Source organism: Streptococcus mitis subsp. hohhotensis (assembly GCF_020089495.2).
GTDB classification, from domain to species: Bacteria; Bacillota; Bacilli; order Lactobacillales; family Streptococcaceae; genus Streptococcus; species Streptococcus hohhotensis.
Window position 1 is genome coordinate 47,916 of the sequence record NZ_JAIRCA020000009.1, and the last position, 19,912, is coordinate 67,827.

General features: G+C 35.5%; 19 protein-coding genes. 9 read left to right on the plus strand and 10 right to left on the minus strand.

Features of this window, described 5'->3' with window-relative positions:
• Window positions 1-608: 608 nt before the first annotated feature.
• The 4 genes from mraY to rsmH are packed head-to-tail and all read right to left on the minus strand — an operon-like array spanning window position 609 to window position 5,124.
• Complete coding sequence (gene mraY / locus K4Z77_RS05165; protein WP_224218666.1) at window positions 609-1,589, minus strand: phospho-N-acetylmuramoyl-pentapeptide-transferase; 981 nt, start codon at window positions 1,587-1,589, stop codon at window positions 609-611.
• A 1-nt stretch (window position 1,590) separates the two neighbouring features.
• Window positions 1,591-3,843 carry a penicillin-binding protein PBP2X gene (pbp2x, locus tag K4Z77_RS05170; RefSeq protein ID WP_224218667.1) on the minus strand — a complete coding sequence of 751 codons (2,253 nt, stop codon included), beginning with the start codon at window positions 3,841-3,843 and terminating at the stop codon, window positions 1,591-1,593.
• Window positions 3,844-3,846: 3 nt separating this feature from the next.
• The gene (gene ftsL / locus K4Z77_RS05175) at window positions 3,847-4,164 is read right to left on the minus strand and encodes a cell division protein FtsL (RefSeq protein WP_000227822.1); all 318 of its coding nucleotides are present in this window, start codon (window positions 4,162-4,164) and stop codon (window positions 3,847-3,849) included.
• Between the two features lie 9 nt (window positions 4,165-4,173).
• On the minus strand, window positions 4,174-5,124 hold the full coding sequence (gene rsmH, locus K4Z77_RS05180; RefSeq protein WP_224218668.1) for a 16S rRNA (cytosine(1402)-N(4))-methyltransferase RsmH: 951 nt from the start codon (window positions 5,122-5,124) through the stop codon (window positions 4,174-4,176).
• 166 nt (window positions 5,125-5,290) lie between these two features.
• Between rsmH and K4Z77_RS05185 the strand changes: the two genes are divergently transcribed.
• The 7 genes from K4Z77_RS05185 to K4Z77_RS05215 all read left to right on the plus strand — a co-directional run bounded on the left by K4Z77_RS05185 (window position 5,291) and on the right by K4Z77_RS05215 (window position 7,970).
• Window positions 5,291-5,485, plus strand: coding sequence for a helix-turn-helix transcriptional regulator (locus K4Z77_RS05185; RefSeq protein WP_001082471.1), 195 nt, complete (start codon window positions 5,291-5,293; stop codon window positions 5,483-5,485).
• A 15-nt stretch (window positions 5,486-5,500) separates the two neighbouring features.
• Complete coding sequence (locus tag K4Z77_RS05190; protein ID WP_049540296.1) at window positions 5,501-6,043, plus strand: DUF3278 domain-containing protein; 543 nt, start codon at window positions 5,501-5,503, stop codon at window positions 6,041-6,043.
• Between the two features lie 10 nt (window positions 6,044-6,053).
• On the plus strand, window positions 6,054-6,296 hold the full coding sequence (locus K4Z77_RS05195; RefSeq protein WP_224218669.1) for a hypothetical protein: 243 nt from the start codon (window positions 6,054-6,056) through the stop codon (window positions 6,294-6,296).
• 9 nt (window positions 6,297-6,305) lie between these two features.
• A complete protein-coding gene (locus tag K4Z77_RS05200; RefSeq protein WP_224218670.1) occupies window positions 6,306-6,632 on the plus strand; it encodes a hypothetical protein in 327 nt (108 codons plus the stop codon).
• A 26-nt stretch (window positions 6,633-6,658) separates the two neighbouring features.
• The gene (locus K4Z77_RS05205; protein WP_224218671.1) at window positions 6,659-7,237 is read left to right on the plus strand and encodes a DUF3278 domain-containing protein; all 579 of its coding nucleotides are present in this window, start codon (window positions 6,659-6,661) and stop codon (window positions 7,235-7,237) included.
• Entirely contained in the window at window positions 7,234-7,710 is a 477-nt protein-coding gene (locus tag K4Z77_RS05210) for a glutathione peroxidase (RefSeq protein WP_224218672.1), read from the plus strand. The genes K4Z77_RS05205 and K4Z77_RS05210 overlap by 4 nt, the downstream gene beginning before the upstream one ends.
• A gap of 134 nt (window positions 7,711-7,844) precedes the next feature.
• Window positions 7,845-7,970, plus strand: a complete 126-nt coding sequence (locus tag K4Z77_RS05215; protein WP_261023999.1) for a hypothetical protein — start codon at window positions 7,845-7,847, stop codon at window positions 7,968-7,970.
• Between the two features lie 123 nt (window positions 7,971-8,093).
• Here K4Z77_RS05215 and K4Z77_RS05220 read toward each other — a convergent pair whose 3' ends face one another.
• From K4Z77_RS05220 to K4Z77_RS05245, 6 genes are all read right to left on the minus strand, one after another.
• The gene (locus K4Z77_RS05220; protein WP_224218673.1) at window positions 8,094-9,566 is read right to left on the minus strand and encodes a peptide MFS transporter; all 1,473 of its coding nucleotides are present in this window, start codon (window positions 9,564-9,566) and stop codon (window positions 8,094-8,096) included.
• Between the two features lie 374 nt (window positions 9,567-9,940).
• Window positions 9,941-12,154: a glycoside hydrolase family 31 protein gene (locus K4Z77_RS05225; RefSeq protein WP_224218674.1), complete on the minus strand. Its 2,214-nt coding sequence runs from the start codon at window positions 12,152-12,154 to the stop codon at window positions 9,941-9,943.
• Entirely contained in the window at window positions 12,151-12,795 is a 645-nt protein-coding gene (locus tag K4Z77_RS05230; RefSeq protein WP_224218675.1) for a DUF624 domain-containing protein, read from the minus strand. Before K4Z77_RS05230 ends, K4Z77_RS05225 begins: the two co-directional genes overlap by 4 nt.
• Window positions 12,796-13,000: 205 nt before the next feature.
• The gene (locus K4Z77_RS05235) at window positions 13,001-14,566 is read right to left on the minus strand and encodes a type 2 periplasmic-binding domain-containing protein (protein WP_000792259.1); all 1,566 of its coding nucleotides are present in this window, start codon (window positions 14,564-14,566) and stop codon (window positions 13,001-13,003) included.
• Window positions 14,567-14,575: 9 nt separating this feature from the next.
• Window positions 14,576-15,472: a carbohydrate ABC transporter permease gene (locus K4Z77_RS05240; RefSeq protein ID WP_001267167.1), complete on the minus strand. Its 897-nt coding sequence runs from the start codon at window positions 15,470-15,472 to the stop codon at window positions 14,576-14,578.
• 17 nt (window positions 15,473-15,489) lie between these two features.
• Window positions 15,490-16,407, minus strand: coding sequence for an ABC transporter permease (locus K4Z77_RS05245; protein ID WP_224218676.1), 918 nt, complete (start codon window positions 16,405-16,407; stop codon window positions 15,490-15,492).
• Between the two features lie 202 nt (window positions 16,408-16,609).
• On the opposite strand from K4Z77_RS05245, the gene K4Z77_RS05250 reads away from it, so the two are divergent.
• Together K4Z77_RS05250 and K4Z77_RS05255 are read left to right on the plus strand one after the other, a co-directional pair.
• Window positions 16,610-18,280, plus strand: a complete 1,671-nt coding sequence (locus tag K4Z77_RS05250; RefSeq protein ID WP_077804316.1) for a sensor histidine kinase — start codon at window positions 16,610-16,612, stop codon at window positions 18,278-18,280.
• Entirely contained in the window at window positions 18,261-19,799 is a 1,539-nt protein-coding gene (locus K4Z77_RS05255; protein WP_224218677.1) for a response regulator transcription factor, read from the plus strand. The genes K4Z77_RS05250 and K4Z77_RS05255 overlap by 20 nt, the downstream gene beginning before the upstream one ends.
• Window positions 19,800-19,912: the final 113 nt, after the last annotated feature.

Sequence of the window (19,912 nt, forward strand, 5' to 3'; positions counted from 1 at the left end):
ATCACTGACATTGACTATCTTTGATCTTTATTTTAAAAAATTTAGACTAGCTAGATTGCTACTCTACGTACTATTTCTGGTTTTTCTTTTTCAAGCAGGAGTAGACTATCTTTACTTCTGAATATTTCTAGATTAAACATAGACCCCACCTCTTTCTATTTTACTTTAAATAATACTCTTCGAAAATCTCTTCAAATCACATTAGTTCTATCTGTAACCTCAAAACAGTGTTTTGAGCACTTCTTAGTTTGCTCTTTGATTTTCATTAAGGATAAGTGTTCACGTAAGGCTTTCATTTACCTTACGTTCATAATATACTACATTAGTCAGAAAAGGTCAAGAGATTTGACTTTGATTGACCAATATTTTTTATACTCTTCAAAAATCTCCTCAAACCACGTCAGTTCTATCTGTAACCTCAAAACAGTGTTTTGAGCACTTCCTAGTTTGCTCGTTGATTTTCATTAAAGATAAGTGTTCTAGTAAGGCTTTCATTTACCTTACGTTCATAATATACTACATTAGTCAGAAAAGGTCAAGGATTTTGACTTTAATTGACCAATGTTTTTTAGAATGCAAAAACACCCTGAAATATCAGGGTACCATTCTTACATCAAATATAAAATTGCTAGGGTTAGGAGACTTGCTAGAAGCCCCACTCCCCAAAAGAAGAAGTCAACCTTCCACTCGCTCCAAGGATTTCCTTTACCAGACAATCCTCCAAGTTCAAAATGGTGATGCACAGGCGTCATACGGAAAATACGTTTACCACCTGTCATTTTGAAATAGCTGACTTGCATCATGACCGAAGTTGTTTCAAAGACATAAACAATTCCGATAATCAAGAGAGTCCATTCTTGGTGGAGGGCCATAGAGATAGCTGCCAGCATTCCACCTAAAGCCAAACTTCCCACATCTCCCATAAAGACTTTAGCAGGCTTATGGTTAAAGACAAAGAAACCAAGCAATCCACCAATCATGGCTAGAATCACCAGAAGAATATCCATCTGACCTTGCACATAGGCAATAACTCCATAAGCTGACAAACTAATCACAACGGAAATACTAGCCAAACCGTCAATTCCGTCTGTCAAGTTGACTGCGTTTGAAAAACCGACTAGCCAGAAAAGAGCGAAAAGAATATAGAAAAGCCCTAGATGCACTTGGTAGCCAAAGACAGAAAGCATATCGCCACCGCGCTCATAGAAAAGGTAGAAAACGACCCCACCTAGGAGCTGAAGAGCCAATTTTTGCTTAGGATTCAGCCCCTCATTGATTTTACGAAAGACCTTGAGAAAGTCATCTAAAAATCCGACAAGTCCATAAAGGACCAAGATGAACAAAATCATTCCGACATTATTAGTCAATTGTTTTGCAAAAAGAGCAAAAAGGAAACTCACCACAACTGCAGCAATGAGGAAAACAAGTCCCCCCATAGTTGGCGTCCCAGCTTTTGCCTGATGCTGTTTGACATCCTCATGCATCTGCTGGCCTGTAATTTGCGCCTTTCTATAAAATTGGATAAAGGCTGGAATTCCTACCAAAGTTAGTAAAAATGTCACAATTCCAGCACTGATGGAAATAAACATATTAGTCTCCTAAAGTTAATGTAATTTTTTTAATGTCCTTGATGGCTGTATTAGCACGAACATCCTGCTTCTGCACAGTAGAGCCTGAACCTTCAAATACAAGTTCTATATTTAACCACTTAGAAAAAGCTTCTGCGGTTGCTTTTGTCCAACCATACATATCTGGAACTTCCTCTGCTTTATCAGATAAGAGGAGAACTTGCTGGTTAGGTGCAAGATCTGTCCCTTCTTCTACAGATGATTCTTTAATCTTTGTTCCTGTTCCCACAACGATTGGTTGCACAATATTGCGGCGTAAGGCTTCCGCCAAATCGCCAGGTGAAATATCCTTAATGCTAGGCATGGCATAAGCGCTTTGATTGGTTACCTGATCTAACGTTTTAGCGGTAGATTGCAGGTTAAGGGAATCTTTCATAGCCACTGCCCTTTCCAAGATAGGATTGGCAAATTCCCCCAACTGAATACCTGAATAATGCTCAGGCTGTTGAACCGTCACATAGAGGATAAAATCAGGATTTTCAGCAGGATTCATAGTCACAACTGAGAAAATATAATTGGTAGAACCAACCAAGTATCCTCCATTTTTCTCATCAGCGATTTGAGCCGTACCGGATTTAACTGCTACATTTTGTCCAGGAACTGTTATAATTGGCTTTCCTGTGTAGTGATTATACATAGTTCCATATAGAGGGTCCGTCCCAACTAAGATCATGTGATTTCGAGTTGTGCTTGCTGCCTCTTTGGAAACAGGATTTCCTACTATTTCTTTTTGTGACTTACGTACAGACTGATTGTTAGTATCATAAATAGCACTTATAAATTTTGGCTCCAGCATAACTCCATCATTAGCAATAGCTGTAAAGGCACGAAGCATTTGTGTTTGTGTCACTGAAATTCCTTGCCCAAATGAGCTTTGAGCAATACTAACAATATTATCAGCTGGAAGTTGACCAGCGTATTCATCTGTCAAGCCAAAGCGAGTTGGAACCCCAAATTTAAAGCGGTTTAGATAATCCAACCAGGTAGCATCTCCCATCTTTTGCTCAAGGAGGGTCATTCCAACATTACTGGAGAGAGCGAAACCTTGTAAGAAAGTCATCATTCTGCCACCAGTCAATCCTTCATTGACGTCCCAATCTCGAATCGTCACATCTGCAATTTTTAACTCACTACTATCGAAGACTTCTCCTCCTGGAAAGGTATTATTATCAATAGCAGCAGCGAGCGTCATAACCTTCATGGTTGACCCCGGCTCATAGTTACTTTGATAGAGGATATCACGCCAAACAAAGTCCTTGGTAAGTCCTTCCTTAGTATCGGCATCAAAGGTTGGTCTCTGCGTCGTTGCAAGAATTTCTCCCGTTTTAGCACTAACCAAGGTTGCTGTCATATACTTACCTTTTACTTTTTCTTGAAAGGCATTCATCTGTGTCTCCATGAAGGACTGAAGGGTGCTGGAAATCGTTGTATACACATCCTTGCCATCTACCGTTTGTTGGGAAACTTGTTCTGTTCCAGGGACAATATTACCCAGACGATCCTTTTCATAGGTAATAATACCGTCTTTCCCTGCAAGAATACTATTCAAGGAACTCTCCATCCCAGAAGTTCCCAGCAAACTCTTGCTTCCATCTTCATTTTCATGGAGTTGAGCTAAACCAATAAAACTAGAAGCGAATTGTCCATTTGGATAGCTTCTATTAGGGCTAGTTGTGAAGTCAATTCCTTCAACACTAGCGTCTTTCAAATCCTTTTTAATAGCCATCATATTGGCATAGGTAATTCCATTTCCTTTTGCACCAAAAGAAACTTGGGTCAGATTCGGTTGAGACAATTGCTCTTTCACATAAGCCTCGTCCATATCCAAATACTTATGGAAGACCTCTGCTACCTTATTAAACTGGGCATCTTCTACATAAAGAATTTTACCCGTTGCTGATTTGTATTTTTTATCAATAACAGCATAGACATTATAGGAGGTTGCGTCCTCAGCAATCGGGACTCCATTTCGGTCATAAATAGTCCCACGTTTGGCGGGGACTGTACGAGTTATTTGGTGAACTTTCTTAGCCTCTTTTACTAGATCTGTTCCAAATTTACTACCACTTCCGATAATAACAGCAAAATTGACCAAAAAGACAGCGAAAAGTACGACAGCTAACAAACTGATGTACTTTCCAACTATTTTACGGTTTTCTGCTGGAGATTTACGGTTTCTAATCGCAAATCGGGTTATTCTTTTTGTCCACTTCATATCTTACTCCGCTGATCGAATATTCTCGTTATTCAATTTTAAGTCCTTAGAATTTGCGATTTCTTTCAAGCGTTCTGCCCTCAACAATTCATTTACCTCTTGTTTGGCATCATCCAACTCTGTCTTCTTCTCTTCTATCTGCGCATTGATTTTTGTCAGATCATTTTGTACTTGTAGGAGTCGGGTCTGCATAAAGATAATACTCAGCGCCAAAACGAGAGCTGTAAACGCAATGGAAAGATAAAAAGCCTTCTCCACACGGGAGAATTTTTTTATACGATTCTGCAAGAATTGACTGGTTGTTTCTTTTTTATCTACCATTTTTTCCTCTTACTTGTGAATTTTTCTGGCCACGCGCAACTTAGCTGAGTGCGAGCGGTTATTGGCTTCTAATTCTTCTGCACTTGGCAAGATTGGCTTACGGGATACCAATTCCATCTTGGGCTTGAGATCATCCGGGATGAAAGGCAAGCCTTTTGGAACTTCAACTGTTGAAGCTTCCTTGAACAATTGCTTGGTCAAGCGGTCTTCCAAGGAATGAAAGGTAATCACTGAAATCCTACCATCTAGAGCCAACATCTCCATAGCCTGCTGGATAGATTCATCTGCCGCTCCCAACTCATCATTGACTTCAATTCGAATAGCCTGGAAAATCTGCTTAGCAGGATGCCCCTTCTTCTTGAGTTCCTTGGCAGGTTTGGCCGACTTGATAATTTCTGCCAATTCAGTCGTAGTCTCGATAGGCTTGACTTCTCGAGCTTGCTCAATCTTACGCGCAATCTGTTTAGAGAATTTGTCCTCGCCATATTTGAAGAAAATACGAACCAAATCATGATAGTCATAGTGGTTTACCACTTCATAGGCTGTCAGACTAGCGTCCTGATTCATCCGCATGTCCAGTGGCGCATCCTTTTTATAAGAAAAACCACGCTCACGCTGGTCCAGCTGAGGACTAGACACTCCCAAGTCATAACAAATTCCATCAATTTCCTGAACACCAGCTTCGCACAAACGTGCCTGTAAATGACGGAAGTTATCCTTAATAAAAGTCACCATTCCCTTTTCAATATAAGGAGCCAAGCGTTTTTGCGCGTTGTCAATAGCATTCTGGTCCTGGTCAAAGGCATAGAGATGGCCTTTTTCACTTAATTTACTTAATAAATATTCGCTATGGCCCGCTCCACCCAAAGTCGCATCAACGTAGATACCGTCAGGCTTTACGTCGAGCATATCAACCGTTTCGTGGAGTAAGACCGTTACATGATGAAATTCTTTTGTCATATCTTATCTATTTTACCACAAATCCGACTAGCTTGCACTAGTCAGACAAATAGGTCAAAAACAAGTAAGATTTCTTTAAGAAATATGTCAAATATGCTTGACATTCACTACATAGAAGAATATAATGTAGTCAAATATATGCGACATAAATCAGAAAGGAGAACAGATGAATCGTGTGAAAGAATTTCGCAAGGAACTGGGCATTTCCCAGCTCGAACTCGCCAAGGATATCGGTGTCTCGAGACAGACCATCAACATGATTGAAAACGACAAGTACAACCCAACTCTGGAACTCTGTCTCAATCTCGCCCGCAGCCTCCAAACTGACCTCAACAGTCTCTTTTGGGAGGATAATTTTTAAAAAAGGAGACAACACATGAAAAAAGAAACCTTCACTGAAAAACTGATCAAACGCATTTATGGCATTTCAGGACCACTTGATGAACACAAACGACGCGAGGCTGACCGTATCGGTAATAAAATCTTTGTGATTCTCTTTTACCTCATGACTTTAGGTAATCTTATTCCCTTTGTCCTTGCTTATAAATACCCGCAAATTGTCGCTATCGGCTATCCTATTGTGATATTCGGCATTTCGATGATTTCTGCTCTCTATGTGCTCTCCCAAACTAAGAAAACAGGCATCACAGCCATTGATCCAGATATGTTGAGTGAAAAAGAAAGTAAGCAACTACACTACTCTGGTCTGAAAGCTGGGATAGTCTTTGGAGTAATGAGTTTTTTTGTAACCCCTCTTCTCCATATACTGCTAGGTGAGAGTCAGGACTATCTTCAGTCTCTTCTCGCTTTTAAAAATATTTTTTCAAGTATCCTCCAGTCTGTCTTCTTTGGAGTGGTCATACAGATTATCATCTCCCGTCGCATTGCAAAAGCCAAGGAAGATCAGGATAATGATTAGGAGGAAACTCATGAAAAAAGAAAAGAAACAGTTACCTTATTCTGGTCTGAAAGCAGGTTTGTTCTTTGGTCTATGGATGTTTTTTATAATTCCACTCAGTGATACCCTAACAAGTGAAAATCCAAGTTTTATCAGTTCTCTTCTAAATACAAAACATATTTTTAAAACTATACTGGGAGCTTTCTTTTTCGGAGTGATGATACATATTGTCGACTCACTTCGTATTGCAAGAGCTAAAAAAGACCGGGATTAGGAGGTACCTATGAAATCATTACTAACTTTACTTACCTATCATATTTTGTTCAGTTCTCTTCTCATCTTCATCATCATTTCAGGGAACTTGCCAATCAGCGAGATATTCCTCGGGCTAGTCTTTATTCCAGCCCTTAACAAAGGACTGACTTATCTAAAGATTGACTCCCAAAAAACGCGCATACTCAACTTAGCACTATACTTTATGATTCTATCTTTACCACAACTGATGGTCATCTCAAGCAATTGGAAGTATTATTTACTGTTCACTATCGCTATCCTTTCTTCTAGCACTTATCTTTATTATCTCTATCAATTCGTAAAAGAAAGTCAGTAAAACCGCTCATTTAGGAGGTTACTAGCATGAAAAAAGAAGACTTAACCACTCGCCTACTCCGAAATCTCTTTCATATCCAAGGCCCTTTTGATGAATGCCGACAAGAGATTATCTACAAGGCTTGTGCCCGTTCCATGGTCCAAATCGTTTATTCTTCCTTCTTCCTCTTCTTGTTTTATCTATTATTTGGACGCTTCATAGAGGCCGTTCGCTATGCCATGCCCTACGTATACTATGGACTCATTTTTTTCATTACTTTAAAAACTCAAAGAGCCGTCAAAGAACTCCATCTGGAAAAAGATGACAAGTCAGAAATCATCCTTAAAACCTACAGCAAAGGCCAAATCAAATTCCGAAGCTGGATTGTGTTTATCGGTATTCAGATCGGCTTCTTTACCTTACTCATCTTTCATAAAGTCTTCGTTCAGCAGATGTCCTTTTCAGATTTTGGGAAGTTGCTCATGCAATTCGATAAAAGTGTTCCTTTCCTGATGTATGGCCTGATTATCGGTAGTATTTTCGGAACCCTGACCTACGGATTTCTATCACTACAGGAGGAGAAAACTCCTAAAAATACCAAACAGAAGGAGAAAAGCAATCAATGACTTCACTATACGATTTTTCAGTCTTGAACCAAGACAATCAAGAAACTCCACTAGATGCCTATCGTGGGAAAGTTCTCTTGGTTGTCAACACTGCTACCGGATGTGGTTTAACGCCCCAGTACCAAGGACTTCAAGAACTCTATGATCGCTATCAAGAACAAGGTTTTGAGATTTTAGACTTCCCTTGCAATCAGTTTATGGGACAAGCACCCGGTAGCGCAGAGGAAATCAATAGTTTCTGTAGCCTACACTATCAAACCACCTTCCCACGTTTTGCCAAGATCAAGGTCAACGGCAAGGAAACAGATCCCCTCTATGTCTGGTTAAAAGACCAGAAATCTGGCCCACTAGGAAAACGAATCGAATGGAATTTCGCTAAGTTTCTAATCGGTCGAGATGGGCAAGTCTTTGAGCGCTTTTCTTCCAAAACAGACCCAAAACAAATTGAAGAGGCCATACAAACCCTACTATAATTTCACAATCTCACTATGATTAGGTTTCCTTTAGCCTGATGAATAGTGAGATTTTTTGATTGTCTTTGACTGATATAAAAAAAGTGAACAAATGTCCACTAGGAAAAGCAGAAACATCATGAGTTTTATACTCAATGAAAATCAAAGAGCAAACTAGGAAACTAGCCGCAGGTTGCTCAAAACACCGTTTTGAGGTTGTAGATGGAACTGACGTAGTCAGTATCCTACACATACGGCAAGGCGACGTTGACGCGGTTTGAATTTGATTTTCGAAGAGTTTTAATCAAACTAAAAGGACTTAGCCCTGTACCATACAGAACTAAATCCTTTGAATAAATAATTAATCTAACTTTTAAAATCCCTACAGAAATTCCAGTTTTTCTCTATTTGATACCAGACATTAGTTTTTCAATACGTGGAACGTAGAAGAGTAAGATAATACCGAATACAATCGTAATTCCTCCAACAATTCCATAGTAAGCCACTTCAGTTTCGCTTGTATAAAATTTTACAATTTGAGCATTGATAGCTTGGGCAGCAGCGTTACTTAAGAACCAGATAGACATCATTTGTGCTTGGAAGGATTTTGGTGCTAGCTTAGTAGTGACTGATAAACCAATAGGCGAAATCAACATTTCCCCCACAATCACAATAGCCCAACTCATAATCAACCAGAAAGGACTGACCTTAACATCTGTCCCAAAGAGCATCCCTGGTAACATCATCCACAAGAAGGATAAACCTGCTGCTAATAAACCGTAAGCAAATTTCTTAGAAGAGGACGGTTGCTTTTTACCCATTTTCCCCCACAACCATGCAAAAATCGGCACATAAATCATAATGAAAAGTGGATTGATACTTTGGAAAAAGCTAGATGGGAAATGAATTTGATTTCCAAATACATTAAAGTAAAGTCGAGTTTGATCATCCGCAAATAGAGCGAGAACAACAGATCCCTGCTCCTCAATAGACCAGAAGAGTACTCCAGCGATAAATAAAGGAATGTAGGCAAACACTCGGGATCTCTCAGTAGCAGTTATTTTATGACTAGATAAAATTTTGAAGAAATAGTAGATTGGAATGATTACCGCAATCACTGTAAAGATATTAACAATCATATCCACGTTAAACTGGTGAGTAAAGACTAAACCTATAACCACGAGAATAACCATGACAAGTGTAATCAGCAAGCGTTTAATCAAGGTCTGCTGGTCCTTCTGTGAAAGTGGATCAGTGGGGTAAAGACTTGATTCAGGCAGGTATTTCTTCCCATCTAAAACATACTTCACCAGACCAAAGAACATCCCAATGGCAGCTAATGAGAAACCTAGATGGAAGTTGACTTCCTGACCTAGATAACCCACTAGATAAGGGGCAACGAAGGCACCTAAGTTAATACCAAAGACAAAGATACTAAATCCTGCATCCCGTCTATCATCCTCTTTCTCATAAATTCCCCCAACCATATCTGAGATATTAGGTTTTAAAAATCCAGTACCAAAGATAATCAAGGCAATAGAAAGATAGAGAGCCACTTGTCCAAAAGGTGTTGCCAAAGCAATATGCCCTAGCATAATCAGAATACCACCGTAAAAGACGGTCTTACGGCTTCCTAAAATACGGTCACTGACAAAACCACCGACAACCGAGGATAAAAATACCAGCGAGCCATAAATCGCCATAACCGATGCAGCTGTGGTCTTATCCATCCCCAACCCACCATCTTGCACACTATAGTACATATAGTAAAGTAGGATAGCTCGCATCCCATAGTAAGAAAAGCGCTCCCACATCTCTGTAAAGAAGAGGGTGGACAAGCCAATAGGATGTCCAAAAAATGTTTTCTGTTTTTCCATATATATTCTCCTTAAAAATATAATAACTCATTTTACAGAATTTTCAAACAAATGTCAAACAAATTCTGTTTATTTTAGAAAATTTTTTGGAAAAATCACACGTCTCATACTTAATTCCGCCATAAAAATCCGTTTCAGACTAACTTCCACTTCGGTCAGGCAAGTGGAAGTTACGTTGAAAAATCACATTTAAAAATTTGCTCTTGTTTAGTTTAAAAATGTTTCAAAACTTGAAACATACTTATCCTTTCCTCTTCAGTAAACAAAAAACATCCCTATGCCAAACTTGTAATTACTAAAATACAAGTCAATAAGCATAGAAATGTAAAACTATTACACATTAAATAATAGAAATTGTGTACGAAATGTCTCAATTAGTTTTCGCTAGTAAATATCATTTCCAACAAACGCCCTCTCAATTCCTTATCCTGATGATGCAAGATATTCATTAACTCATGAGAATTTTTCGCATTGATGAATTGATTTAACAATCTATCTTTTAATTCATATGGAAGAGAAGCAGTCTTTAGTAGTCTAAAAACTTCATCATTTAGGGATGTCCTTTTATTATCTTTCAATTCAAATCTAGCTGTATCATTCTTATTTGGCAATTCAATTATAGACACATTCGTTCCTTTAAAATGAATTCTATGTTTTCTATTGCTTGGAACGATACTAGAATCTCCTTGTAATGCCAACTCTACCATCCCCATTTCCCAGTCGATTGATAATCTTGTTTGATATCTTTGACCATTTTGATCTTCAATCATTTCAAAGGAATGTTGTTTGCCTGGGAATACATACCAATCTACAACTTCAGGTAACTCAACACCCATATCTATCTCAGAACCAACCAGGGGAATGATTGCACCACTTTTTGCAAACACAGGGATAGTCGAAATGTCTCTATAAACACTTAACTTCACACCACCTGTATATTTTTTCTCTGAAAAGAAGTCATACCATTCACCTTCAGGGAACCATACATCCACTTTTGCAGATTGGAATGCCAAATCCATCTTTTCTACAATGGGAGCCACCATCAGTTCTGTTCCAAAAAAGTATTGATTTGGAACATTATAGCTCTCATCATTCTCTGGGTAGAAATAATACATTGGGCTGATTAATGGGGCACCTTCCTCGTGTGTCTGTACATTCATGGTGTATAGATATGGAATCATCTGATGTCTCAAACGAAGGTATTTCTTCATAATCTTAGATGTTGTTTCTGAAAAAAACCAAGGTTCTTTACTATTAAAGGGACTTCTAGAACTATGTAATCGAGTTATCGGACTAAAAACACCAAACTGTAGCCATCTAGTTTGTAGCTCTTCGTCATAATCCCCCAGCATGTGTCCACCGATATCATGACTCCACCAACTATAACCGATATTAGATGCTGTCGCTGTAAAATAAGGCTGAAATCTTAAGGAATTCCAACTAATAATAGTATCCCCTGAAAAACCAACAGGGTAGCGGTGACTGCCAGGCCCTGCATATCTTGATAAAATTAAGCCACCTTCTGCATTTTTACAACTATCCTGATAGTGATAATGGTTTAAAAGCCACAGTGGATCTAGCATACCTTGTGTCCCTTGTTGCCAGTCAATCCACCAAAAATCTACTCCCTGCTTTTCTAGTTCATAATGAACATCTTTAAAGTAGGCTTCCCTAAAAGAAGGATTAAAAAAATCAAAAATAGCAGGTTCTTCTAGTTCTACATTTAACCCCAATCGTTTGGCGACTCGAGGATAAGCTTCTTCATAAGCCCGTATACCATCAGCAGGATGGACATTTAAGGAGAGTTTTAACTTTCTATCATGAAGTTGTTGCAATAACTGTTCTGGATTAGGTATTAAGTTTTTATTCCAACTATATCCTGTCCACCCACTTCCAAAACGGGCTGGAATTTCAGTTATATGCCAATCCATATCTAAAACACCGATAGATAATGGAATTTTCTCTGTTTCAAATCTGTCTATTAAATCCAAGTATTCATCCGACGTATAAGGCCAATACCTACTCCACCAATTACCTAAAGCGTATCTTGGCAACAAGGGTGTTGAGCCAGTCAAATGGTAAAAGTCTCTGATTGCTCCTCTATAATCATGCCCATAGGCAAAGAAATACAGGTCAATTTGATTTTCTCTCTCAATATAACCAGACTGTTCATCCCAAATAAATCCTTTAGAATCATCCAATAAGGCTATACCATTTCGGCTAATAATTCCATCTTCTAACGAGATTGCTCCATCTGCCTTATCCAGAGTCCGAGCTGTTCCTTTTAACGTTTCAATAGATTCACCAAAATACCAGCGACTACCATATACGGCAAAATTTCCTTTTAATTCTATAAATAAATTTTCGGCGTTAAATTCTCCTTTATTAAAGTGCAGATGAAAATAGTCCGTCATAATATCTAGTACGTTTGATGTCTCGATATAATCTAACGAAACTTGACCAAAATCTCTATTATAGATAAGTTGTGTCGTTCTATCCTCAAAACTTCCAGTTTGAGAGTATTCTAACCTTACTAACTTGTCTGTTAATACAGAGATTCGATAAAACTCTCCCTTAAAAATTTTCAATTTGTTTCCCTCCTTTTAGTAAATTTCTTTACCTTATCAAACATTTTATTTGTTATCGTTACATTCATCAATCCGCAAAAAGCAAAGCCCCCAAATGTAAATACGTAAATAGCTGTTAAAACTCGTTCTGGACTACTAAAACTCATATACAGTACAGAAATATTAAATAAAACCAACATGATAGCTTGTATTGGATTTAAAATACAAATTAATACGCTATTTACAATACTATTTTTTAGATTATCTTTAAATAAACCAATATAGGGAAAAATAACACTCATCAAAAGTATTATAACAAATAAAAAGGGCAACACTAACAATAAACTATACTCTGAAAATAAACTTGAATAGCCCCAAAGACAATAGTTCACATATAAAAGTAATTCTATTAGGAGGATAAACAACCAAGTAAAAGTTGATTGTTTAAAATTTTGTCTAAAGATCCGAAAATAATGATAAGCAATATCGGTATCTTTACCTTTTAAAATACGATACCACATTGTCGTAAGAGAAGTTAATGATGCCCCAATTGTAACTATTGGAATACAACTCACAATAAATAGAGTATTTAAAATAATTAAATCTGTCAAAAAAGTTAAAATTCTAACCATTTTTCCATCTAATGAAAATAATTTTTGCATAATAGATATCTCCATAAAATCGATTGCCTTAACTCTATATTTTATAATGTCAGTTGTACAAAAATATTACCTAAATTATTTAAAAAACATTTCCAAATTTCTTTAAAAATTAGAATAAAGGAAGCGAGATAATCTGATGTTATCAGTCTCGCTTCCTATAATTAGCTAGTCCCTTGTTCATACAACCAAGAGTTCATATAAAGTATTACTCTTTTACTTCTTTTTGGTAACGATTATATGCTTCCTGTTGAATCTTCATAAATTCGTCCAATCCCATATTCTTAAGAGTTTCTTTGTATGAGTCCCATTCTTTTTCTATGCCCCCTTCAACTACCCATTTAGATGCTTGTTGTTTGACATAAGATTCAATACTCACATAGATTGATGATAATTTGTTAAGTTCTTCTTGTGAATAAATCACATTAGGGTAAGCTGGCAACGCAAATTGTTTCAAATCTTGGTCCATCTTCAATTTCAATCCATCACCTTGTGTTTGATCGATTTCTACGCGACTATTGATATCATCGCTTACGTATTTAGGACCAAAATCTCGAAGTGAATTAATCCATGCCCATTCATCAGCTGATTTACCATCTTTAGGAGGTAACACTTTAAACTTATCACCATTCTTTTCAGTAGCTATTCCAAATGATCCATAGAAATTCTGAATACTTGCTTCATCTGTATATAATTTATCCAACCATTTCAATAATTTAGCAGGGTTTTTGCTCTTATTTGTAATCAAAATTTCATTTCGACCATAGTTGTAATGATCTGGATCAGAAAAGACATATTGTTTACCATCCATACCTTTTAAAGCAGGTAGAGCAATATATTCACTTGAATGTAAGCCAAACGTTGCATCTGCTGTCCAACCACTAGAAACACCTACTCTAGATACTCCCTTATCCATACGTTTTGCTACACTCATAGAGGTATCTTCTGTAAAGATTTCCGGATCAATCAAACCTTTTTTATAAGATTCGTGCATTGCTGCAATCCCTTGTTTATAACTTTCTTCTGTACGAAGGTAGACTGGTTTTCCATCTTTTACAGACATTTCATATGTATTATCTGCCCCTAAACGATTATTGAACGGAAGAATATATGAGAATGTTGGATCAAAGTTTCCTGCTCCGAATGGAATTTCATCAGAAGCGTCTCCATTTCCGTTCGCATCTTTATCCTTAAATTCTTGTAATACTTTTACTAAATCATCATAAGTTTCTGGAACCTTTAATCCTAAATTATCCAGCCACTTTTTATTAATAAATAGCTGATTAGCTACAGTAGGACGCATCGGTAATTTTTTAGGTAGACTGTAGATATGACCATCTGGTGAAGTAATCATAGCTTTAATCTTAGGTTCTTTCTCCATAGCCTTAGTTAAATTTGGCATGTTTTCTTTGATTAAATCTTCCAATGGAATAAATAAAGATTGGTTCTGAGCAATTTCTGAATCTGTAAAAGCATTTGAACCTAAAAATGCATCTGGTAAATCTCCACTAGCAACCAACACAGATTTCTTATCTGCCCAATCTGCAGCTACAAGTGTATCCCATTTAACATCAATACCTGCTTCCTTGGCAGAATCTGTTAGAAAACCTTTATGATAATCTTCTCCCCAGTCAGACCAACGAACAGTTGTGATTTTATAAGAGTCTTCTCCAGATTTATCGTCCTTATTCGCATTATTAGAATTTGCACAGGCTGTTAAGCCAGCAAGTGTAACTGTTCCTAAGAACAAATATGTAAATGATTTATTTTTCATGTTTTTCTCCTATTCTTTCAAGGCGCCAATCATTACGCCTTGATTAAAATATTTTTGAACAAAGGGATATAGCAACATTATCGGAGCGGTTGAAATAACAATTGCTGCATATTTCATCATATCGGCTTTAATACGAAGATCTGATGCCACTTCTCCTGTTGCTTGCGATTGTAACATTTGATTACTAATTAGTAAACGTCGTAAAATTAATTGCAATGGCTGTAAATTTTCATTCGTTAAATAAATTAAAGCATTAAACCACGAATTCCAAATACCAACTGCAGTCCAAAGTCCAATAACTGCTATAATAGCTTTTGATAACGGAACAACTATTTTAATAAAATAACGAATTGTACCACATCCATCAATTTGCGCAGCCTCCCACATCCCGTCTGGAATACTATTATTAAAGAAAGTTCTAGCAACAATAATATTGTATGATGAAACCGCAAAAGGTATTACCATTACCCAAAATGTATCAATTAGGCCAACATTCTTTACTGTTAAGTAGGTAGGAATCAAACCACCTGATACGAACATAGGGATTATGTATAGAATACTCATCCATTTTCTACCAACTAATTCTTTTCTAGATAAAGCATAACCAGCTGGAATATTGACTACTAAAGCAACTAAGGTACCAACAACAGTATATAAAATGGTATTTAGATAGCTACGCAAAAATAAAGGTTGTTGAATAAGACGTAAATATCCATCTAATTTCCATTCTCTAGGAATAAACCATACCTTTCCATTTGCAACATCTGAAGGATTACTAAAAGATGCAATCACTACAAACCATAACGGATAAACAATTAACAGGATAAGGAAAATTGCTAAACCATAGGTAACTATATCAAATAATAATTCAGAGTTTGTTTTTCTTGATTTATGAAACCATCTCACTTTAAGCACTCCTTCCTTTAAAAAAGACCCGTTCTAGTATATCTTTTTGAGAACCAGTTAACAGATAACAAAATTATTAGATTGACTACGGTGTTAAATAACCCTATAGCTGTCGAATAACTATACTGAAAATTCACCATACCAACTTTATAAACATAGGTCGAAATTATCTCACTTCCTGCTAAATTAAGAGGATTCTGTAATAGTAACACTTTCTCAAAACCTACACTTAATAAACTACCTGCTCTTAATATTAATAGAATCATAGCAGTCGGCAAAAGCAATGGTAATTCTATATGCCGAATTTTTTGTAATCTAGAAGCGCCATCCATAGTTGCAGCCTCATAATATGTAGGATCAATTGCAGAAAGCGCCGCCAGATAAATAATACTATCCCAACCAATATGTTGCCATATATCACTCCAAACATAAACACCTGCAAAACTAGTAGGTTTTGATAAAAAATCTGGAATAGTAATTCCAACAGACTTAAATACATTTGCTAACAAACCACTAGTAGGAGATAAAAATAAGATAATCATCCCACACATAACCATTGTAGAGATAAAATGAGGTAAGTAAGTTGTCACTTGAAATATTTTTCTAAATTTCCCAACTCTTAACTGATTACTAATGATAGCTAGTATAATAGGCAAGGGAAATCCTACTACAATACTATAAAGCGAAATTTTTAATGTATTGAACATAGTTGTCCCGAATTGGAATGATGAGAAAAATTGAGTAAAGTACTTAAATCCTACCCACTGACTAGCAAAGATACCATTGGCTGGTGAATAGTCTTTAAATGCAATAATTAGTCCCAACATGGGAATATAGGAAAATAAAATTAATAGCAATATTGAAGGAAAAAGTAATATATATAACGGAATACTATGCTTTAATTTTATTTTATGAAGTTGAGATGCTACTTTCATGTTTTTCCTCCCATCTGATTTTCTACGATTATTTTACACCATATAGAATTCCCTTAATAGAACTTTTTGGACTAGGTTTATCAATTTTTCAGTTTTTTAATTTCAAAAACTATTACTTTTCCGACATCTTGATAAAACATATCTGTTTTGTTACATGATATCATATTTTCAAAGTGCTATAATTTTAATAGGAGAATAGTATATGAAATTAAATCACGACTTATCAAAAAAACATTCCATTCATTTTTTCTTTAAACTCCTACTTGTACTACTATTGATAAATATTTTAATCAATATTGCTATGAGTAACATAACCAGAAATTTTATTAAAAACCAAAATATAGTACACTTGCGTAGTTCAATTGAAATTTATGCTGACTCTGTTAATGAGAAATTGCATTCTGTAGAACGCTTTATGTACTCAACAATAACGCATAATGAATCTTTAGAGAAATTAAATCATGTACAAACGTTTCTTGACTATCAAGAAAATCTCAAAAAAGTTCAAACTAGCTTTACAGAGTTTGAATATCAAAATGAAACTCATATGACATTCTTATTAGAAACCGATAGTACTGATCATTTTATAAATGTCTCCAATCTTTATATTCCATATGAAGATTATCTACTGTTAAAATCAAATCTAAAATCCTTGCGTAGTGATATAAGTGACCGTAAATGGAAAAATGTAACTACTAAAAACAGCGAATACTTAGTTAAATCTGTTCATTACGAAGGAAAAATCATTTATGCCGTCATATCTTCAGAAGATATCCTAAAACCTCTAAGAAAACTCAATATTGGAAATAATGGTAAACTTTCCCTAAAAGAGCCTAACAATATCCCCTCCGAAAACTACCTAATTCATGCTCAAAATGAAAAAACGCATTTACCTTTCGATATTTATGTTTTAGTCGATTATGCCGAAGTCTTTAGAAATATCACACTCTTAGAAGTATTTTTGTCAGCCGTTCCTATTATTATCACCATTTTATCAATCATCATTATCCTGTATATTCGTCAGTGGATGATTAAACCGATAACAAGACTCACTGAACGGCTCTCTCAACTTGGGGACTCCATCCCCCCTTCTGAATTTTTTATATCTGAAGGTATACTAGAAATTGATAAGGCAAATGATAAACTTAATAAAGTAATATTTGACATGCAAGAATTAAAAATACGAGAATACCATTCACAACTAGAACTTAAGAAGATTGAACTTAATTATCTTAAAAATCAAATTCGACCGCATTTCTACTTAAATATGTTATCAATGATTCATAGTATGCTTCAAACAAAAAACTATAAGGAAATTGAAGAGTTAACTATCCTAACTTCAAATTATCTCCGTCATTTATTTATGGCTAATCAAGATTTTTCAGAACTCAAAGATGAAGTTCAGCATATTAAAGATTATTTAGAAATACAACGAATTCGATATGGAAATAGCATCTACTTTTCACTAAACTACAATGATGACCTACAAAATACTCTTGTCCCATCATTACTGTTACAAACATTTATTGAAAACACAATCAAACACGGTTTTTCATTTCAGGATTTATTTACAATTTTGCTATCGATAAAAAAAGTAAAAACTGAGAACTCAGATTATATTCAGATTTGTATCGAGGATAATGGTCCAGGTTTCTCTGAAGAAATTTTATCAAAACTAAATCAGAAACAGTCTCTAATAACAGAAGATGGACATCATATTGGGATCACAAACACCATCGAACGTTTAAATCTTCTCTATCCTAATGACTATAGTATTGCATTTGAAAATAATGAAGAAGGTGGGGCTAAAATTCTTTTACTTATTCCATACAAGATTATCGACGGAGGTTATAATGAACATCTTATTAGTTGATGACGATCGCTTTATCATTGAAGCTTTACGAGAGAAAATAAATTGGGCTAAACTACACATTGACACTGTTTATGTTGCCTATAGCCTCACTCAAGCTCAAAATATTATTAGAGAGCATCCTATTGATCTCATGATAAGCGATATAGAAATGCCTCAAGGCAGTGGCCTCGAACTCTTATCTTGGATTAGAAATGAAAAATATGATATAAAAACAATTTTTTTAACTAATTACGCCGACTTCAACTATGCTCAAAAAGCAATTGAATTGCAAAGCTTTGAATACTATCTAAAACCCATTAACTTTGAAAAATTAGAATTTATTATTCAAAAAGCCATTAGTAAAATTGAGAATCATAACTTAAACGGAAAAAATGATGCACTTTTACAAATAGAAGATAACTTCTGGTATGATTACCTTAGAAAACCTCAAATTTCTCGCATTGATGAGCTAGAAAATATAGCAAGCAAACAAGATTTTATTCTTCAAAAACACCAGTATTTTTTTCTTGCAGTTTTAACAATCAATCTTAATGAAGAAGATTATTCTGCAGAAACTCCATCATGGACTTCTCAACTAAAAAGAGAACTTCAAAGAATTTCACAACCTTCTTATAAGCTGATAAGTCTATTCAAGATGGAAAGCCAGGTTGATCAATATGTTTGTCTCTTTAGAGTAGACTCATCCAAACGTAGTGACAAATTGGCATATGAGATTCATTCTCAAATTTCTAATAACTTTAGTAAATACTCAAATATTATATATAAGAGTTGCCATAAAATATCCGATATTTTATTTCATACCAAAGAACTCTACACTTATAATGAACAATATGTTTCTTATTGGAATACTATTACATGTGTTCCACATAGTTTTCCAACTTCCTTTAAAACAGAAACTCTTTCAATTACTTTTTTAGATAGCTTAAGTGAATACGAATTAAGAGAAAAAATTAATTCACTTGCCTATAATTCTCAAATTCCTACTTTCACACTACAACAAATTTTACTAGATTGGACTCAACAAATAGGAATATATCTAGATCAAAATGGAATTTCAGCTCATAAATTATTCCAAAACAGCACTCATGATTTCCTATTCCAACGACGCTTTCATTCAATTGAATCTTTCCAGGATTACTTTGATTATTATTGGTCACATGCTAAGAAATTTGCAACAAACATTGAAAACCAGAAAAATAGTATTCAACGTATTGTCGAATACATAGATCATCACTACTATGAGGATATAAATCGTTCTATATTAGCAGATATGGTTTATCTCAGTGCAGATCATTTAGCTAGAATTTTTAAAAAAGAAACTGGAGAAACTCTTGTTAAATATATAACGGATAAGCGCATTAATGCTGCTAAATCTCTCCTATCTCAAACAAATATCTCGATATCACAAGTATCTTGTCAAGTAGGGTATGATAATTATTCTTACTTTACTAAAATTTTTAAACAAAGGACTGGACTTTCTCCTGGTGATTACCGTAAAACTTATCAAAACAAAATGTAAGCAATCTAAATCATTGAAATGATAAGTAAAATTCAAGGTCTGTAGTAATTTTTGAAATTCTACAGTTTTTCCAAAGATAAGTTAAATGATAATTTTTTAGATTATCATTTAAC

Excerpts from the sequence above, each read along its gene's own strand:
- K4Z77_RS05230 (WP_224218675.1), bottom strand. The coding sequence starts at position 12,795 with ATGCAAAAATTATTTTCATTAGATGGAAAAATGGTTAGAATTTTAACT.
- ftsL (WP_000227822.1), bottom strand. The coding sequence starts at position 4,164 with ATGGTAGATAAAAAAGAAACAACCAGTCAATTCTTGCAGAATCGTATA.
- K4Z77_RS05235 (WP_000792259.1), bottom strand. The coding sequence starts at position 14,566 with ATGAAAAATAAATCATTTACATATTTGTTCTTAGGAACAGTTACACTT.
- rsmH (WP_224218668.1), bottom strand. The coding sequence starts at position 5,124 with ATGACAAAAGAATTTCATCATGTAACGGTCTTACTCCACGAAACGGTT.
- K4Z77_RS05255 (WP_224218677.1), top strand. The coding sequence starts at position 18,261 with ATGAACATCTTATTAGTTGATGACGATCGCTTTATCATTGAAGCTTTA.
- K4Z77_RS05205 (WP_224218671.1), top strand. The coding sequence starts at position 6,659 with ATGAAAAAAGAAGACTTAACCACTCGCCTACTCCGAAATCTCTTTCAT.
- K4Z77_RS05190 (WP_049540296.1), top strand. The coding sequence starts at position 5,501 with ATGAAAAAAGAAACCTTCACTGAAAAACTGATCAAACGCATTTATGGC.
- K4Z77_RS05200 (WP_224218670.1), top strand. The coding sequence starts at position 6,306 with ATGAAATCATTACTAACTTTACTTACCTATCATATTTTGTTCAGTTCT.
- K4Z77_RS05185 (WP_001082471.1), top strand. The coding sequence starts at position 5,291 with ATGAATCGTGTGAAAGAATTTCGCAAGGAACTGGGCATTTCCCAGCTC.
- K4Z77_RS05195 (WP_224218669.1), top strand. The coding sequence starts at position 6,054 with ATGAAAAAAGAAAAGAAACAGTTACCTTATTCTGGTCTGAAAGCAGGT.
- K4Z77_RS05245 (WP_224218676.1), bottom strand. The coding sequence starts at position 16,407 with ATGAAAGTAGCATCTCAACTTCATAAAATAAAATTAAAGCATAGTATT.
- pbp2x (WP_224218667.1), bottom strand. The coding sequence starts at position 3,843 with ATGAAGTGGACAAAAAGAATAACCCGATTTGCGATTAGAAACCGTAAA.
- K4Z77_RS05210 (WP_224218672.1), top strand. The coding sequence starts at position 7,234 with ATGACTTCACTATACGATTTTTCAGTCTTGAACCAAGACAATCAAGAA.
- mraY (WP_224218666.1), bottom strand. The coding sequence starts at position 1,589 with ATGTTTATTTCCATCAGTGCTGGAATTGTGACATTTTTACTAACTTTG.
- K4Z77_RS05215 (WP_261023999.1), top strand. The coding sequence starts at position 7,845 with ATGAAAATCAAAGAGCAAACTAGGAAACTAGCCGCAGGTTGCTCAAAA.
- K4Z77_RS05250 (WP_077804316.1), top strand. The coding sequence starts at position 16,610 with ATGAAATTAAATCACGACTTATCAAAAAAACATTCCATTCATTTTTTC.
- K4Z77_RS05220 (WP_224218673.1), bottom strand. The coding sequence starts at position 9,566 with ATGGAAAAACAGAAAACATTTTTTGGACATCCTATTGGCTTGTCCACC.